The following is an 18556-nucleotide window of genomic DNA, read 5'->3' on the forward strand; positions in this document are numbered from 1 at the left end:
ACGACCCGCCGGAGCGAGTACAAATGGGGAATGGGGAAATAACAGAGTCACGACCGAAGTCCACATTCCCCATGCAGCGTTCGCCATTTATCACCGCTCCGGCGGGTCGTTGACCCGCGGCTAGAGAGCGCGGCGATCACGCAAAGAAGCAAACTTGATGGCTCGGGGACTGCCACGGAAGTCGCAGCACCATCGGCAGACGTGAAGCCTCGCTGCCAAACAAGGAAATCGGCGCCGTCAACGGCGCCGTTGCCGTCAGCATCGCCCGTGGCGTTGTTCGTTTGTCCGGTGCTGCCGAAGCCTATCCGCCAAACGGCGAGATCATCGCCGTTCACAAAACCGTCGCCGTTAAAGTCGGCGGGACTGAGCGGCGCGTCGGCGACGACGTTGAGGAAGACCGTCACGTTGCCAGGGCTGAGTTGCCATGCCAGCCCTGAAGCGAGTGCGGGCAATTCGAACGCATCGAACATGCCGCCAGCGCCGCCGCTGGCGGCGAGGAAGGGTATCGAATCGCCGAGTTGCGGTTGGTACGCGCCGCCGCCGAGGTTGACGAGCGCCACGCGCAATGTGCCGCCAAGGTCGGCCGTACCGTCGACTTCGAGCCGGTCGAACTGCCCGAGTTGGGTGCCGCCGATTTCGATTTCGAGCACGCCGCTGTTAAGGGCGAGATCGCCGTCGATTTGCATCAACCCAGGACTTTCGCCAGCAGCGATGACGCCGCCGTTGTTGACGAGATCAAAGTCGACGGCGTCGGCGCTCAGCGTGCCGCCGGTAAAATTGAACGCCCCGCCGTTGGCGCCCTTGGCGAGCCGGCCTGTGCGCAGCACGCCGCTGCCGGAGAGATGGTACTCGCCGCTTGCCCCGACGCCGCCCCCCAGCAGCACTTCGTCGGCGAGCACCAATCCCCCCGTATGGTTCACCGTGCCGCTGCCGGCGGCGCCAACTTCGAGCCGTTCGGCGACGTCGATCCAACCGGCCGTCACGTTAAGCGTCGCCGCATTGCCGACCGCGGGCGCCACTTGCAGCACACCTGCGTGCTGGCCGATAGCGTCGATGGCGACCGTGCCGCCATTGATCACCGAGGCGTCGTATTTCGACGGCTGCCAGTTGCTGCCGGCCGTGACACCGCCATCGTTGGTTCGCCAGTTGGTGATCTGAGCGTAGCGCGTATTCGTTGCGCCGTTGAACACAATCGGCGCCGGCGCGGGAAACTCGCCCGCTTCGTTGAGGTATTCGACGACGTTCACGTAGCCGTCGCCGTCGAAGTCGAGTCGATTGTCGGCGGCGGAATTGGGATTGAGGCCATGGGCGAGTTCCCAAGCGTTCGGCATGCCGTCGGCATCGCTGTCCCAACCGGCAGGCCGAGTCGTCGTCGGAGCCGCGAGCAGGTTCGCCAGTTCAGTCGCGTTCGGCGCTGCGGCGCCGACGCCGCCGGACGGGCCGGTGTTCGTCTTCACGTTGTTGATAATCCGCTGATCAATCGCTTCGCGGTTCCACCAGAAGTTGCCGACATGGTCGAGCACCTGCTCATAGGCCGCCGGCGCCGTTTGCGTGGTGACGGGCGCCGTCGCGAACGGCGTCACCATTTGCGTCATCGTTTGGTCGGTGACCGGCGTCGAGACAGCGAACGCCCCCCAGCCGAGATCGCTGCCGTTCGGTACGCCGCCGGGATTGAGCTGTTTATCGGCGTCGACGAAATTGCCCGACTGATAGACGCGCGAGGTGACGTTTTTGTCGACCGAGAACGCGCGGTTGGCGGGCCCGGTGGTATTCGGCCCGGCGACAAGGTAGTTGCCGACGTAGTTGACGTCGGTGAACTCTTGCTCCGCCTCACTGCTGCCGCCGGTGTAGCTCGCGCGATCGCGCCAGTTGTAGATGACATTGTTGCGAAAGTCGGCCGTCAGCGTTTCGGCGTTGTAGGTGCCGAAGCGGGCCTGCCGACTGGCGTTGCTGGCGTAGAGGTTGTGGTGGAACGTCACGCTGGAATCGATCTGCGGACGAATCAGCGAACCGTACGCGTGACTGTTCGTCAGCGCGTCCGCAATGATCGAGTACTGCACCGTGACGTTGGTATTGTTGTTCGCTACGGAAAGATCTTCATCTTCAGCCCAAGATGCGGAAACGTGATCAAGAATCATGTTCGTCGCCACCGTCTGCCCCGCCCCATTGCCGCCGGCGAACGTGATCGCATCTTCACCGTCGCCCGTTCCCTTGCGGAATGTCATGTAGCGGAGCACCACGTTGCTGTTGACGGTGTTATTGCTCTTCGTGATTTGCGTGGTGTTGCCGTAGACGGTCACGGGACTCGGCGCCGTTTGGCCGGCGATGTAGATATTGTTGACCGTCTTGATGTCGAGGCTGCCCTGCGTGAGTTGAAACGTACCGCCGACATCGAAGACGACCAGCACGTTGCTCGCCATTTGCTTGCGGGCGGCGTCGTAAAAGGCGCCCCGCAGCGTGCCGACGGCGGGCTTGCCGTCGGGGGCGAGCGTGTCGGCCGTGGTGGTGACGTGGTAGACGGTGGCGTTAGAAAACCAGCCCCCGGCCGGCGCCGTGCCGGTGAATGAACCGCCGAATCCCTCGGCGCCGGGGAAGAAGGGGAGTTGGGCATGCACTTGCGCTGCAGCGACGGTCGCTAGGATGAGCGCAGCTGCACGCAATGCGAAAGGTATCTTGATCAGCGGCATGCAGAGCTCACGTTGCGCTAGTTCTTGGTGGCCAAGTCGTTGATGTAGACTTCCAAGTTCGTATACCCTTCATCGCTCAGCGTTGCGCCATTGCCATCACTCGGATCGCGCGGATCGAGCCCATGCTTGCGTTCCCACGCGTCGGCGATGCCGTCGCGATCGGCGTCGAAATCAGCGGGCCGTCGTTGTTCTTGCAAATCATCGATGCCTGGCAGCTTGCCGTCGGCGCCGCGGAACTCTTCTTGCGAATCAACTAACCCGCCGGTGCGGTTCCGCACGGAGTCGACGATTCGCTGGTCGATCGCATCGCGTGCGAGCGAGGCCCCGACGCCCGCGAGGACTGCTTCGTACGCTTGCTCCGCCGGTTGAGCGACTGCGGCGACTTGTTCGCCGAACGGCAACGGCTTGCCAGCGGTGGCGAGGCGATCGTCTTTCGCAAACCCGTCAAAACCTTTGGCAAGCTCCGCATCATCCTCCGGCACAGAGCCGTCGTGATCGTCGTCCTGATCGAGGTCGCGCCAATTGCCGATGGCGACGACTTCGCTCCGCCCTGGCGTCTTCTCGCGGAAGAAATACTTTGCCTTCTTCGCGGGCCCGCAAATAAAGACGTTGCCGAGCAAGTTGACGCGAACGTCTCCCCCTTCGCTACGGTGGGCGGCTTGATCGCCCCAGTCGTAGACGACGTTGTTCGCCAGATTGAGATCGGTGCGACGGCGATCGCCTTCCGCTTGGCCGTCGTCGAGCGTCTGCTGCCCGCCGATCGATGGATTGCGGGCGCGGTTGTGGGCCCACAGGTTGCCGTAGAGGGTGTAGCCGCCAATGTTCTTGGCCTGATCCTCCGGCGTCAATTCACCGCGGATGAGCGAGCCGTAGCCGTGGGCGCCCTTCGGGTGGAACGAGTTGTTGAGTCCCTCGGCAATGATCGAATTCTGAATCGTGACGTCGCGGGCCCGCGTGACCGAAAGGACTTCGTCGATGCCCCACGCGGCGGAGACGTGGTCGAGGATCACCCGCTCGCTCTCGTTGCCGACGTACATCGCGTTGGCGGAGGCGGGGTTTAGCTTTCTTGGCGTCGCTCCGGCGGGTCGTTGCCCCGCGGCTACTGGTACTGGGCGCGCGTTGAAATCGCCGGTGCGGAAGCGCATGTGGCGGAGGATGACGTTTTTTGTGCCGGAGACTTCGGCGGGGAAGCCCCAGCAAGTGACGCCGCCGGGGGCCGTTTGGCCGGCGATGGTGAGGTCAGGCTTACGGATTTCGAGTTCGGCATGGAGCGGAATGGTGCCGCCGACGTCGAACACGATCGTCCGCGGTCCCTCGGCCGAACGGATCGCGTGGCGGAACGAGCCTTCGATTTTGGGCTCGGTCTTCGGGTCGTAATCCGCGAGCGTCGTCACATGATAGACGTCGCCCCCGCGGCCGCCGGTGGCCTGCGCGCCCTGGCCGACGGCGCCCGGAAACGCCGGCGGCGCGGCCTGCATTGCAGACGCGACGCCGGCGTAGGCCAGTGCGATCACGATGGCGAATCGTGCAACGTGACGTGTGAGGCTCATGACACTCCAAACGTAGAACGAGCGCAAGCGGCAGTCACTCGCGATACAGTGTTGGCCCCTGAGGGGCCGAGTGATGTAGCCAGGGGCGCGAGCCCCTGGTCTGTGGGCTGAACAGATTACTTAGCCCCGCGAGGGGCGACACTGTTCGGCATAGCTTTGGGGAATTGTGTCGCCCCTCACGGGGCTCTGAATCATCAGGAGCTTCGAACCAGGGGCTCGCGCCCCTGGCTACAGCATATCGCCCCCTCCGGGGCTGACATCCGATACGTAATCCTGTCCCCTTCAGGGGGAGAGTTGGAACTTCCAAAGTAGTCGAGGCCGCCTCCCCCCCCTTCGCTCTTACTTGCGCCGTCCCACCGCCAACGCAGCCAACGCCGCGATTCCGCACAGGCTCAGCGTCGCCGGTTCCGGCACTGCCGCGGTCACTTCTACGCGAAAGAGACTCGTATCGAATTGCGCCGCCGTGCCGCTCGCGCTCGATGGCCGCAACGTGAACGTGTCGAACGTGAAGCTCGGCGTCGTATCGGTGAAGCTGACCGTCGCCGTGCCAGCGCCGCCGATGCTGCCGCCGCTCATCGTGCTGACGATGTCGAGGCCGCTTGATGCGTTGCGGGTGAGCGTCATCACATAGGTGTACTGCGTGTCGCTCGCGTAGCCAGTCGCGCCGGTGGCGACGCCGTTGGCCAGGGCGAGCCAATCGCCGCTGCCGCTCAGGAGGGCGCCGTTGCCGTCGTGCTCGCGGAGCTGGAAGGGATTGCTGTTGCCGAGCGTCGGCCCCATGTTCATGAACATGCTGTAACCGGAATAGGTTCCCGAACCGGGGGCGCCATTCGCAGCCAGTCGCGTCGCGGCGGGGCTATCGACGACGGCAAGCCGGAAATCCTGGCTCGTATTGCCGGCGTTCACCGTGCGCGGCGTGAACGTCCAAGTAACCCGCAGCGAATCGCCCGTATTGGCCAGCGTCACCGGCGAGGCTTCGGGCGTGAAATAGGTGGTCCACGACGACGATCCAGTCGAAACGGAACCTGCCAACGGCCCGCCGGCGCCCGTGGGATCAAGCGTACCGCCGCCCCCTTGGAACCAGGCCGATTCGAGATCGGTGTCGGCGTCGCCGTCGACGCCCATTTCAGAATAAGTGGGCGAAGCGGGGTCCGAGTCGGTCCCGTCGGCCCAACGGTCGTTCACCAGAATCGCGGCATTGGCTACCGACGAGAAGCCAACAAGCAGACAACCCGCCGCAGCGAGTCGCCAAGTCGTAACGTGCATGAGCGTCCCTCCCAGAGATGAGAAACCAAGGAGATGCCGAGTGCGAACCGACGGCGCGACTTGAAGTCCCGAGGCTCGCGTCATGCCGAGCGTCGAGGTGCTGCAAGACCGCGATCTACAAGACCGCCGCAGAAAAGTTAGAGAAGCAATGTCCGCACCGGCGACTGCAGGGTTTAGTCTATTCGCGGGATCTCTGCATCCAAGTAGCCAATGTTGCAATGTTATTCCGAAAAGACGCAACGCCCCGGCAATTACGTCGCGAAATAGAAGTTCCGCACCGTCCAATCTTATTTTTGAGGTAATTAGCTATCGCGACGCTCTCGCCCCGAGCTGCCGACAACAGCGCGTGACGCCTCGATCGCGGGCGCTTCGTGGCGAAATTCTCGACATTTCAGCCGCGCACTAGCGAAGCCGACTGAGCCACTTCGCTTGCCTGCCCGCAGTCGACTCGACTCCTCCGCGGAAAACATTTGCGAAACCTCATCCTCGCGTTGCTCGATTCGCTGATTGACGACGCAGACGACAGCGTTTGGCCGTGCGTAATTTCGGACCAATGTTGCAATAAATGACACTAGACCGCAAACGGCGTCGCAGCGAAGATCAATCACGGCGGCGGCAAGCCCTCGGTGGCGTGTCGTTGCTCGCTGATTAGATTGCATGATGCACGCGATTGAACGGGCCGCAGCTTAACAAGCCCGACTTAACAAGCTCGACGCCCGATCAATCCTTTTCCCATTGTTCGTCGATTCCGACTTGCTCGTTGTTGTCGTAGCCGAAGATCGCTCGACTCACTAACTCCTTGCCGCGCGGCCGTCGCGACCTCGCGGCGATTCGCCAGTGCGCTGGGAGCCTGTTCAGCGCAGAGGATTTCCATGAACCAATCTGCACCGGCGCCAACTGCCACCGGTGGCGGCAAGCCCCCTCAAGTTCGGCGGGCACGATGCGCCGTCGCGGCGCGAGCCTTCACGCTGGTCGAGCTGCTCGTCGTCATCGCGATCATCGGCGTGCTGGTGGCGCTGCTACTCCCGGCCGTGCAAGCCGCCCGCGAAGCCGCGCGGCGGACGCAGTGCCAGAACAATCTCAAGCAAGTCGGCTTGGCAACGCAAAACTACCACGACTCGCGGCGAGAACTGCCGCCGTCGCGCGTGGCGGATGGCCAGCAGACGTGGCTGGCGTTGATCCTCGACTACATGGAGCAAGCGAGCGTCAAGAAGCTGTGGAACCCGCAGCTCGGCTGCTACTACGACCAAACGCTCGCCACGCGGAATGCGAGCGTCGAAGCTTACTACTGCCCGTCGCAGTCGCACGAAAATCGCGCGATCTTGGTCCCGGAGATTCCACAGGACGGACACTCTCACGTTCGCGGCGATCCAGAAATCCCCGGAACGACGGTTGGCTACTCTGGCGCGCTGGCAGACTACCGCGGAGTGCTTGGTTCGACCTGCCCAGTATTCGCCACGAATGATGCGGGAACGCAGATTCAAGTCACCGACTTCGACGGCGGCATGGGCCATTATGCCGACGGTGCCATCCCGCAGTGCGACCGAAGCAAAGTCCGCTTTGGCGGCGCCGGCAATCGAGGCGTGATCGGCTTCAAAGCAATGACCGCGCTCAAGAGCGTTACCGACGGGACGTCGCTCACGGTGCTAGGCGGCGAGGTCGGCCGTTACGCTTCGGAAGCGGGCCACGCCTTTAATGGCGACCACAATGCAGCCATCATGCTCGGCGAAGGTCGCGGCTTTTGTCAAAAGTGCGAATTGAATAAAGCCGAGGGAGGCGACAACGGCTTCGGCGGCGTTCACTCCGGCATCGTGCTTTTCGTCATGTGCGATGGCAGCGTGCAATCGATTTCCAAAGAAACCGACTTGCCCGTGCTTGACCGCATGGCAACGCGGGCCGGCGACGATCTGTACGCTCTGAACGGCACAGCGACAAGCTGCCGGCCGTAGTGTTCTTGCTGAGCGAAGGCGATTGATGTTCTGGAGCCTGTTAAAGCACCGAGTGCCGTCGCTCGCAGTCGCGCTGATGCTGTGCGCGGGCTGCGGCGATTCGCTCCGCACATCCGTCGGCGGGCGAATTACTCGCGCCGATGGTTCGCCACTCATCGGCGCGACCGTCACCGTACGCTCCGACGCGACTGGCAAGTGGGCTCGCGGCGTCACTGATGCCGACGGCGCCTTCCAGCTAGGCGGAGCCACCGCCGACGAAGGTATCGAACCTGGCGAATACTACGTCACTATCACGGAAGAACGCGGCGATATGGGACAGTTGCCGGCCACGATTCCCGCACGCTATGCGAAACGAACGGCGTCGGGCATTGCGCTCACCGTCGCCGCGGGCGAATCGCAGGAACTCATTCTGCAACTCGACCCAACATAAAAATCACCTCCGATCGGCGGCTCGCTGGCCTCGCAGCAGACCGCTCGGTTGCCTCTCATCAACGCCATCTTATCGTCCGGAGACATCACGCATGCTTTCGCACCAAGCCTCGCCGTCGACGAAGCTTTCTGGATTGTTCGCCGCCGGGCTATTCGTCGTGTTGTCGTCGGCTCCTGCGGCCCACGCCGCCATCACCTGGGACGGCCAAGCCAACACGCAGTGGTGGTTTGATCCCGTCAACTGGAACGCCAACAGCAACGCCAATAACGTCCTGCCGCCGATTGATCCGATCGCCAGCGGCGATACGCAAATCAACATCGGCACCACTGGCGCCTGGAATCTCACCGGCGAGGGCGTCGTCTACGATCCCGCGAACGATCCCTTCTTCACCTCCGCCAGTTCCGTGACGTTCCCCACCGGCTCGCCGCTCGTGTCGACGCCCGGCGTCATGCGCGACTACGGCCCGGAGACGATCTACCGCCTCTACATCACTCGCAATCAAACCAACACGAACATCCTCACCATCAAGAGCGGCGATCTCGTCATCGAGAGCACGACGATCATCGGCCGCTCGGGGAGCACTGCCGAAGCGGCGAACCTCGGCAAGATTGTGCAGACGGGCGGTTCGCTGCGGCTGCCGACGGCGACGCTCGACCTTGGCCAGCGCGAAACCTCCGGTTGGGGCAACGGCACCTACGATTACCGCGGCGGCGTCCTCGAAGTGCAGCAGGCGGGCGGCACGCAGGGGATTCGCCTCTCGGCTGGCAGCTCGACCAACGGCACCGGCGGCAAGGGCCGGTTCATCATGCACAACCCCAGCACGGCAGGGCATGTCCGCACGTTCGACTTCACGCTCGCCGCCGACGGCAACAACGGCGACGGCATTACCACGGGCGTCGCGACGGTCGAGTTCCACTTCGAAAACGGCGGCACTCGGCCGATTCAGGTCGATCGCAACCTCACTATCAACAACGGCCTCGATGCGGACAGCATCGGTACGCGCTCCTCGCGACTCGAACTTGTACTCGACTCAGCGCCGATGCTCACGGCGGGCGTGCCGCAGAATCTCGGGCTGTTCGACGTCAACTTTGGCGGCACGTTCAGCGGCATCATCAACGGCACTGGCGACTTGGACGGCGACGCCGTCTTCAACGATGATCGCGTCTTCTCGAACGCCGCCGGCTCCGTCCACTATCGCCAGGGCGACACCGTTTCGGCGACGTTCGGCAACACGAAGTACAATTGGACGATCAGCTACACGGGCGACATCACCTGGACCGATCCCGTCGCCGGCTCGGTGGCGGCCGTCGCGGGCAGCGGCGGGACCGACGTCGTGCTCGTGGGCCTCAGTTCCGAAACGCTCGCCGTCGACGACGCCGACTTCAACAACGACGGCACGGTGGACGGCAAGGACTTTTTGATTTGGCAGCGCGGGTTCGGCTCGGGGACGAACAACGGAACCGGCGACGCGAACGGCAACGGCGCGGTCGACGCGGCCGATCTCACGATCTGGAAGAGCCAGTTCGGCGGCCCAGCGCCCGGCGTCGCCGCCGTTAGTGCGATCCCTGAGCCGGCGACGATGGCCCTGGCGTTCGTAGCGATGTGCGGGCTGCTCGCAGTGCGTCGCCGCACGGCTTAGTTGGCGGCGCTGATTGAAGACTGGACAGGATAACAGGATTTGGGGGGATCGACAAGATTTGTCATTCATTGCTGTCGCTGAGAAGACGAACTTGATTGAGCTGCGGTCATTCAACCGCTCACTCTCCTCTAAAATCCAGTGAATCCTGCGAAATCCTGTGATCCTGTCCAACCTCGATCGACAAACCACTCCGCGCAAGGCGGCCACAAATCGCACACCTCTTCAAAAGAACTAACCGCAGAGGAACGCGAATGGACGCAGACCATCCAGATGAAAATTGCTGGTTACGTTTCAACTAACAATCTGCGTTCATCTGCGGTTCCGCCTTTCGCTCTTAGCCGCAGGCCGTTGTAAAAGTCGCTCCGGCGGGGGCGTTGCCCCGCGGCTGGGTCAGGCAATCAGTTGCTTGACCACTTGGCCGTGGACGTCGGTGAGGCGGAAGTCGCGGCCGGCGTGGCGGTAGGTGAGGCGTTCGTGGTCGAAGCCGAGCAGGTGCAAGATCGTCGCGTGCAGGTCGTGGACGTGGACGCGGTTCTCCACCGCTTTGAAACCGAAGTCGTCGGTGGCGCCGTAAACTTGGCCCCCCTTCACGCCGCCGCCGGCGAGCCAGGTGGTGAAGCCGTAATGATTGTGATCGCGGCCGTTGACCTTGCCTTGGTTGGCGCCGGCCGTCGGTAGTTCGACCGACGGCGTGCGCCCAAACTCGCCGCCCCAAATGACGAGCGTCTCATCGAGTAAGCCGCGCTGCTTCAGGTCGACCAAGAGGGCGCCGATCGCCTGGTCGCACTCGCCGGCGAGCTTGCGGTGGATGATCTCGAGGTCGTCGTGGCTGTCCCACGGCTGACCCTCGCCGTGCCACACCTGCACGAAGCGGACGCCGCGCTCGACGAGCCGACGGGCGATGAGGATTTGCCGCGCCTGCGTGCCGGGGCCGTACATGTCGCGGATGTACTGCGGCTCGCGGCTGACGTCGAACGCCTCGGCCGCCTCGGTTTGCATGCGGAAACCAAGTTCGTACGACTGAATGCGGGACTCGAGCGCGGCGTCGTCCTGACGAGCCTGCTGATGGCGGAGATTGAGCTTCGCGAGCAAATCGAGTTGCTCGCGTTGCCGCGGCAGCGAGATCGCCTCGTTTCGGATGTTTTCGATCAGCTGCTCGATTGCCGTGTGCTGCGTGTCGAGGTAAGCGCCTTCGAACGCCCCGGGCAAGAAGCCCGATTGCCAGTTCTGTGTTTCCTGAATCGGATAGCCGTTGGGGCACATCGCGACGAACGCCGGCAGGTTTTGATTCTGCGAGCCGAGGCCGTAGCAAACCCACGAGCCGAGGCTGGGGCGAATCTGCCGAGCGTCGCCGCAGTTCATTAGCATCAGCGACGGCTCGTGATTCGGCACGTCGGCGTGCATCGAGCGGATGACGGCGATGTCGTCGATCGACTCGGCAGTCTTCGCAAAGATCTCACTGACTTCAATGCCGCTCTGGCCGTACTTCTTGAACTTGAACGGCGAGCCGAGGGCGGCGCCGGTGGGACGTTCAGTAGCGAGATTTTGCGTCGGCAGGTTCTGGCCGGCGTATTTGTTGAGCAGCGGCTTCGGATCGAACGTGTCGATGTGCGAGGGGCCGCCGTTCATGAAGAGATGAATGACGTGCTTCGCCTTCGCCGGGAAGTGCGCGACCCGCGGCAGGAGCGGGTTGGCGATTTCAGCGGAAGACGCTTCGCCGGCCAGCATGCTGCCGAGGCTGAGCGCGCCGAGGCCCATGCCGCAACGCTGCAGCAACTCGCGACGAGTGAGAGCGAGATGTTCCGGGCGAGGTTGGTGGGGCATGGTTCCGACTCTCTGATTCAAACAATGCAGATCTCACGCAAAGGCGCGAAGTCGCAAAGGAAATGCAGTTATTGGCTCTCTTCTTTGCGCCTTCGCGAGAGAAATCCTTTACCTCAATCCACAAACGCAAACTCATTACACATCAACAGCACCTGCGCCAGTTGCGACCAGCGGTCGAGCGGCGCCGGCGCGGCGGTGCGCGGGCCGTCGATGCCGTCGAGCGTGTTCCAAGCTTCCACTGAGCCGTCTTCGCGGGTGAGAGTAATATTCGCTCGCCAGAAGAACGTGTCGTGGTGGTGATTGTTTTCGATCGAATCGACGATCAGGTCGATCGTGTCGCCCGCGCTGACGGGGAATGATTCCACGCTCGTTGCGCTGCCGCCGGTCGGCACATGCCACTCGCCAACGCGGCCGCGAGCGCTGGAGACGATGCGCCCCAGCACGCCGTTACCTTCGGCGGCGTGCCGCTGCAGTTCGCCTTCGATCCGCAGCGTGCCGGCGGCGGGGACGGTGAAGCGGCGGATCGCGGCGTGCGTTGCGTCGCCGGGATGCCCGCCTTGGACGTTGAGCATCGCCCAGCCGGCCTCGACTTCGGGAAATGCTTCGCCGCCGTTCCAAGTTCCGTTCGCGAAGTGCGGGAACTGATGGAAGTCGGCGCGGTCGCTCAGCGGATCGTACGTGCCGTAGCCATACTGCCACCGCGGCTGAGAGGCGACCTGCGCGGCCGCATCGGCCTGGGCGCCGGCGGCGACGAACGTGGCGGCCTCGGCGATTTCCTCGACGCTTGGCTTGCGTCCGAGCGCGAATTGATAGAGCTGCGAAACGCGATCGGTGTCGGCCAGCGGCGGCGAGTTCTCCGGCACGGCGGCGCTCCGCTCGGCAAGGCCCCGCGCTTGCTCGATCGCGAACGGGCTGTTGAGCATGAACAACGCTTGGCTCGGCGACGCCGTTTGCGGACGGGCCGCGGCGGGGGTGTTCGGATTCGCGAAGTCGAATGTGCGGAAGAACGCCGGCAGGTTCTGGCGTTCGATGAAGCCGTAGATCGCGCGGCGATTCGAATAAGGAGCGGTCGTGAGCTGCACCGACGGACCGCCCATCGTCACGTCGAGCCGGCCAGCTGCCTGCAGCAAGCCGTCGCGAAGCGATTCCATGTCGAGTCGGCGGCGATTCATGCGGGCCAACAGCGCGTTCGTCGGGTCGACCTCGTGGCAATCGGGCCGCGGGGCGCTTGACTGGCGGTAGACGTTCGACGTCACGATGCGGCGGATGAGCCGCTTCGTCGACCACGACTCATCCATGAACGTGACCGCGAGCCAATCGAGCAGTTCGGGGTGCGTCGGCGCCTCGCCGCGAACGCCGAAGTCGCTCGGCGTCGCCACGATGCCGCGGCCGATCAGCCTGCCCCACACGCGGTTCACCCACACGCGAGCGGTGAGCGGGTTGTTGCGGCTGGCGATCGCGTTGGCGAGTTCCAGACGGCCGCTGCCGTTTTGAAATGGCTGCGGCTCGCCTTCGGCAAAGCAACTGAGGAAGTGCCGTGTCACCTCCGGCCCCGGCGACCCGTTGTTGCCGCGGAGGAAGATGTGCTGCGTCGCCGGTTGCGGGGCGTCGGCCATGGCCGCGGGCAGATCGTCGCGCGGCGTTTCGGTGCAACTCGCCAGCACGCCGTAGAGCGAATAGTAGTCGGCCGTCGGAATCGCATCGTACTTGTGATCGTGGCAGCGAGCGCACGCAACGCTCAGCCCCATCAGCCCGCGGGTCATCAAGTCGATGCGATCGTCGTTGATTAGTTGGGAATCGTTGAGGAATCGCCGGCCGAGCGTGAGGAACCCGCTCGCGGCCGCGGCGTTCGGATCACCCGACTGGTCGGCGGCAATCTGATTGACGACGAACCGGTCGAACGGCATATCGCCGTTGAACGCGCTGATCACCCAATCGCGGTACTTGAAGGCGTTCGGGTAATTGCGGTCTTCTTGAAAGCAGTAGCCCTTTGTGTCGGCGTAGCGGGCGACGTCGAGCCAGTAGCGGCCCCAGCGTTCGCCGAACTGCGGCGACGCGAGCAGCCGGTCGACGGCTTGTTCGTACTCGGCGTCGCTGGAGTTAGCGGCGAATTGCTCCAACTCGGCGGCGGTTGGCGGCAGACCAGTGAGATCGAAGTGGAGCCGACGGAGTAGCGTTCGCGGATCGGCGGCGGGCGATGGTTTGACATTCGCCGCTTCGAGCCGCGCGAGGATGAACGCATCAATCACCGTGCGCGTCCACGCGCGATCGGCGACTGCGGGCGCCGCGACTTTTTGCGGGGCCTTGAGCGACCAATGATTGCGCGGGTCGACCGTCGGCGCCTCGTCGGCAGTGGCCGCTTCATTGCGCGGGTCGGGGGCGCCCATCGCCACCCATTGTTCGAAGTCGGCAATGATCTCGTCGGAGAGCTTGCCCGACGGCGGCATCTCGTACGATTCGTACTTGAGCGCCGAGATGAGCGTGCTCTCGGCCGGATTGCCGGGTTCAATCACCGCGCCGCCGGGGCCGCCGTTGCGGAGATGCTCGGCCGAGTCGAGCCGGAAGTCGCCCTTCGGCGAACCGGCCGCAGCGGAGTGGCACGAGTAGCAATGCTCGACCAGCACGGGGCGGATGCGGGTTTCGAAGAATTCGACCGCCGCGGGGTCGAGCGCGGCCTCATCGGCGCGAGCGAAGGAGACAGCCAGCAGTGACGACAGCGAGAGAGCCAGCAACGATACCGGAGCGCGGCGCCAAAGCTTCCGCGCAACATGAGTATTCCTCAATCGTCGCAACGCATCCCGCATGGCGATCATTGCCTCGGGGTTTGAACGGTCTCACCTCGCGCCCTGCGGGCCCGGTCATTATATACCGACGGGCAGCCAGCTACACCCGCGATGCGGTGCGGACGCGATCGCCTTTTGCGACGGCGCCTGTTCGTTCGAGCCAAGCGAGCGATGAGTAAATCGCTGCAATGCCGCATTAGACAACGACTTCGGTAACAAGATGCGCGGACCAGTAGCTCGCCGCCCGCCAAGGAGCAGCGTGAAACTAGAGCAATTAGCGAAGCCGCGAACCGCTAAGAGCGGTCTGGAGACGTTGCGATTGCTCGTAACTTCTTTCTCATCGTTGCGGCCTGCTCCGGATGCTTGTTGACGAGGTTCGTCGTCTCGTCGAACTCGGCGGAGAGGTTGTAGAGCGCGCCCTTTTTGGCAACCTTCGTCGGCGGCCCAGGGTTGAGGCTGTCGCGCGACGGTCCCGCAGGGACGAACTTCCAAGGTCCCATCCGCAGCGAGTGCGGATCGCGGCCTTCATGCACCAGATGCGGCCGGCCGGTCTTATCCTCGCCGAGCAGCGCGTCGAGTTCGTCGCGGCTGTCTTGGCAAGCACCGGTCGGAATCTTCGCGCCGGCAAGCGCCGACAGCGTTGCCGCGAGGTCGACCTGCCCAAACAGCGCGCCGGTCGTCCCGCCGGCCGGCACGCGGGCGGGCCAGCGAACGAAGAACGGCACGCGGGTTCCCCCTTCGAACGCCGAGTACTTCCCGGCACGGTACGGTCCATTAGGATCGTGCTCGCCGAGCAACTCGTTCGCTTGGTCGACGTAACCGTCGTCGAGCACCGGCCCGTTGTCGGAGCTGAAGATCACGAGCGTGTTGTCGGCGAGGTTGTGCTTCTCGAGCGAGTCGAGCACTTGGCCTACGGTCCAATCGAGTTGCATGATCGCATCGCCGCGGAGGCCGTGGCCGCTCTTGCCTGCGAAGCGCGAGTGAGGCACGCGCGGTACATGGATGTCTTGCGTGGCGAAGAACAGGAAAAACGGCTCGGCATGATGCCGCTCGATAAAGTCGACGCCCTGCCCTGCGATCACGTCGGCCATCTCCTCGTCGATCCACCGAGCCTGCTCGCCGCCGGTCATCCAACCGATGCGGGAGATGCCGTTGACGATCGACTGATCGTGCCCATGCGACCAGCGCTGCTTCAGCTTTTCCGGCTGCTCGGCGCCCGACGGGGACAGGTCGATTCTCTCGGCATAGCTCACTTCGATCGGATCGGCCGGATCGAGATCGACGACGCGACCGCCGGAAACGTAAACGCAAGGCACACGATCGCCCGTGGCGGCAATGATAAAATGTTCGTCGAAGCCAATTTGCTCGGGACTTGGTTTGATCGGCTCATTCCAGTTCACCTTCCCTTCGCCGAGCCCGAGATGCCACTTGCCGATCACGCCAGTCTTGTAGCCGACGCTCTGCAGCAAGCTCGCGATCGTTGGCGTACCAGGCTTGATAATGAGGTTCGCATCGCCGGGCAAGATGCCGGTCCCTTCCTGGCGAAACGCATACTGCCCCGTCAGCAACGCGAACCGTGACGGCGTACAGGTTGGCGCCGAGGAGTGCGCGTCGCGAAACGCAAGCCCTTGCTGGGCGAGCTTGTCGATGTTCGGCGTCGGAATCTTGCCGCCGTTGATCGAGACGTCGCCGTAGCCGAGATCGTCGGCGTAAATCAACACGATGTTAGGGCGCGCGACGCCGGCCGGCTCCGCGGCCTGCAGCGGCGCTACGTTGATCAGTATAGCGGACAGACCGAACAGAATCGAAACGACGCGTGTCATGCCGCTGCCTTGGAAGGGACTCTCTTCAGTGGTCGCACTATCGGCGAGCGGCAACGTCACCGTGAAGGTCGTGCCCCGATCGATCACGCTGTTGAACGCAATCTCGCCGCCGTGATTATGAACCACCGACTGACAGATGCTAAGCCCCAACCCCGTGCCGCCGACGCCGGGGCTGCGCGTGCGAGCCGATTCCGCGCGGAAAAATCGTTGAAAAATGTGCTGCTGCTCTTCGTTCGAGATGCCGGTTCCCGTGTCCGCAATGCTGAGCCGCACGCTCGTCCCGTCGACGATCGCCTCGACTGTCACCTCGCCGCCGGCAGGAGTGTACTTCACGGCGTTGTCGAGCAGGTTGTTGAGCACCTGCCGGAGATGGTTGCGGTTCCCTTCGACCAGCGCGTAGTCGACGCGGCCGACGCGCAGTTTCACCCCGCGAGCTTCCGCAACGCCAGAGAACATGTCGACTGCTTTGAAAGTCAGGTCGTTCAAATCAACGCGTTGAAACTGAGCCACCGGAAGCTCCGCCTCGGTTTCGGACAGCAGCAGCAACTGATTGACGAGCGCTTCGAGCGCGCCGCACTCTTCGATCACATCGACCATCAGGTCTTCGTATTCCTCGGGAGAGCGAGCGCCGTTGAGGGCGACTTCGACCGAACTCCGAATCGCGGCAAGCGGCGTCCGCAGTTCATGCGCCGCGTTCGCCAAGAAGTCGCGTTTTACGTTCAAGTACGCAGCAATACGATCGAGGAGGCTGTTGATCGTCTCGGCAAGCTGATCGAGTTCGTCGCCTGAGCCGCGAATGATCAAGCGTTCTTCGAGGTGGTTGGGGCGCAATCTCGCGGCGGTGGTGATGATCTCGCCCAAGGTGTGCACGGCGCGAGACGCAAGCCAGTACCCGCCAATCGGCGCCGCCAACAGCACCGCGGCGGCGGCCAGCAACACCCAGCGATCGATCCGCGCCATGTCCTCGTTGATGCGATCGAGCGTGGCGCCGACGCGGATGCCGGCCACGCCGTCGATCGCATGGGGAGCCCGCATCTGCACGATGCGATACCCCTCAAAAGTCACCGGAGTTGCATCCTCATCGATATTGGGCCGCGGCAATCGCGGACGCGCATCTTGAGTCGCCCATAGCTGATCGCCGCGATCGTCGACCAGCTTCACATACCAACCACGATGCTCGTGGCTTTGCGCCATGCGCTCCAGGTCGGTCTTCAGCGACTCCAAATTGCCGTGATGCACCGAGTTGATCGAAAGCACAATTTCATGCGCATCGTCGATGAGCACCTGGTCGAGTTCGTGCACGAGCGCCCAGCGCACTCCTTGGCGCAGGCCGATCAGCGTCACCAGCGCCGTGATAATGACGACGATGGCGTTCCAGACGGCGAGTCGAAACCGCAAAGTCCGCCACGTCGGCCCCTGAGACTTCGTGCGTTTGGCGGGATTCAACGACGGCATGGCGTCATTCCGTGAAAGTGGTCTGCAAGGCCGCGTCTCGCTCCGCACGAACGTCGTTTAGACGCCCTTGAGCACGTAGCCCCGACCGCGGACGGTTTGCAACAACGGCTCGCCGAAGTCGCGATCGATCTTCCCGCGCAGTCGCGTGATGTGGACTTCGATCACGTTGGTCACGCCTTCCCAATTCGAATCCCACAGATGCTCGCTCAGCATCTTGCGGGTCAGCACTTGCCCCGCGTTCCGCATCAGGAACTCAAGCAGGCTGAACTCGGTTGGGGTGAGATCGATTTCTTGACCGTCGCGCGTAACCCGACGCGTCGCCAAGTCGAGCGACAGCGGCCCGACGCACAGACTCTGAGCCGTCAGATTGTGGGCGCGCCGTGCCACGGCCGAGAGCCGCGCGAGCAGTTCGGGAAACGAAAATGGCTTGATTAGATAGTCGTCGGCGCCGGCGTTCAGGCCGTCGACGCGTTCCTCCACAGAGCCCAAGGCAGTCAGGATGATCACCGGCGTGCGGATTCCCTGGCTGCGGATGGTGCGGAGCACGTCGATACCCGACTGATCCGGGAGCATCAGGTCGAGGACGACGGCGTCGCACTTCTGGGCGACGACGACGTCGAGCCCCTTCGCCCCGGTGGCGGCGAGCGTGCAACGATGACCGGCGTCTTCGAGACCGCGGCGAATCGCTTTCCCGAGAATGTCGTCATCTTCTACGACAAGGACTTCCATATTGCATCTGTTCCGTAAGTGAGGCGAGAAGTTGAATGACGGGGGCGGCGATTAAAGCCACCGGCTTCGCCGGTGGACGAATGGCCGCCAGGCTTAATTCGTACATCGTCCACCGGCAGAGCCGGCGGCTTTCATCCCTGAAGTTGCGACAGTCCTATTATTAAGAATAGCGTCCGCGGGCTCCTGGGGGCGACGGGCTAATTAGCGGAAATCCGTACCAGCACGGGAGTAATAGCGGTCTGTCTATTTTGTAATTACCGTTGACGGCTGCCGCCGATCAGTGAAAGTATACAAAATTGAAAGGTAACTTCGAACATGAATGCAATTCCGAGTCACCGCTGGCCGCTTTTTCAAACATGAAAAACAACCGCACCGATTAAACAGCTCCCGCCCGTCGCCTCCCCCTCCCTCCCAGCTCGTA

The 18556-nt window shown here is 63.2% G+C and carries 10 protein-coding genes; 3 read left to right on the top strand and 7 right to left on the bottom strand.

The genetic code is table 11. The annotated features are described in order from the left end of the window. Positions 1 to 47 precede the first annotated feature (47 nt). The 3 genes from PLANPX_RS23620 to PLANPX_RS23635 all read right to left on the bottom strand — a co-directional run bounded on the left by PLANPX_RS23620 (position 48) and on the right by PLANPX_RS23635 (position 5503). Positions 48 to 2687, bottom strand: a complete 2640-nt coding sequence (locus tag PLANPX_RS23620) for a hypothetical protein (RefSeq protein WP_172992287.1) — start codon at positions 2685 to 2687, stop codon at positions 48 to 50. A gap of 17 nt (positions 2688 to 2704) precedes the next feature. Beyond that, positions 2705 to 4237 carry a pectate lyase family protein gene (locus PLANPX_RS23630; RefSeq protein ID WP_152101100.1) on the bottom strand — a complete coding sequence of 511 codons (1533 nt, stop codon included), beginning with the start codon at positions 4235 to 4237 and terminating at the stop codon, positions 2705 to 2707. 339 nt (positions 4238 to 4576) lie between these two features. Beyond that, the gene (locus tag PLANPX_RS23635) at positions 4577 to 5503 is read right to left on the bottom strand and encodes a hypothetical protein (RefSeq protein WP_152101101.1); all 927 of its coding nucleotides are present in this window, start codon (positions 5501 to 5503) and stop codon (positions 4577 to 4579) included. A gap of 872 nt (positions 5504 to 6375) precedes the next feature. Between PLANPX_RS23635 and PLANPX_RS23640 the strand changes: the two genes are divergently transcribed. The 3 genes from PLANPX_RS23640 (at position 6376) to PLANPX_RS23650 (ending at position 9521) form a co-directional block, all read left to right on the top strand. Next, positions 6376 to 7452 (top strand): DUF1559 domain-containing protein, encoded by a 1077-nt coding sequence (locus PLANPX_RS23640; protein ID WP_152101102.1) that lies wholly within the window; start codon positions 6376 to 6378, stop codon positions 7450 to 7452. Positions 7453 to 7477: 25 nt separating this feature from the next. Further along, positions 7478 to 7882, top strand: a complete 405-nt coding sequence (locus PLANPX_RS23645; RefSeq protein WP_152101103.1) for a carboxypeptidase-like regulatory domain-containing protein — start codon at positions 7478 to 7480, stop codon at positions 7880 to 7882. A gap of 91 nt (positions 7883 to 7973) precedes the next feature. After that, positions 7974 to 9521, top strand: coding sequence for a dockerin type I domain-containing protein (locus tag PLANPX_RS23650; protein ID WP_172992289.1), 1548 nt, complete (start codon positions 7974 to 7976; stop codon positions 9519 to 9521). Positions 9522 to 9911: 390 nt separating this feature from the next. Here PLANPX_RS23650 and PLANPX_RS23655 read toward each other — a convergent pair whose 3' ends face one another. The 4 genes from PLANPX_RS23655 to PLANPX_RS23670 form a co-directional block, all read right to left on the bottom strand. Then, positions 9912 to 11345 carry a DUF1501 domain-containing protein gene (locus PLANPX_RS23655; protein WP_152101105.1) on the bottom strand — a complete coding sequence of 478 codons (1434 nt, stop codon included), beginning with the start codon at positions 11343 to 11345 and terminating at the stop codon, positions 9912 to 9914. A gap of 113 nt (positions 11346 to 11458) precedes the next feature. Beyond that, positions 11459 to 14149 (bottom strand): PSD1 and planctomycete cytochrome C domain-containing protein, encoded by a 2691-nt coding sequence (locus PLANPX_RS23660; protein ID WP_172992290.1) that lies wholly within the window; start codon positions 14147 to 14149, stop codon positions 11459 to 11461. 272 nt (positions 14150 to 14421) lie between these two features. Beyond that, entirely contained in the window at positions 14422 to 17406 is a 2985-nt protein-coding gene (locus PLANPX_RS23665; RefSeq protein WP_152101107.1) for a sulfatase-like hydrolase/transferase, read from the bottom strand. A gap of 57 nt (positions 17407 to 17463) precedes the next feature. Next, positions 17464 to 18135 (bottom strand): response regulator transcription factor, encoded by a 672-nt coding sequence (locus tag PLANPX_RS23670; protein WP_152101108.1) that lies wholly within the window; start codon positions 18133 to 18135, stop codon positions 17464 to 17466. Between the last annotated feature and the right edge of the window lie 421 nt (positions 18136 to 18556).

Source organism: Lacipirellula parvula, assembly GCF_009177095.1.
Lineage (GTDB): Bacteria > Planctomycetota > Planctomycetia > Pirellulales > Lacipirellulaceae > Lacipirellula > Lacipirellula parvula.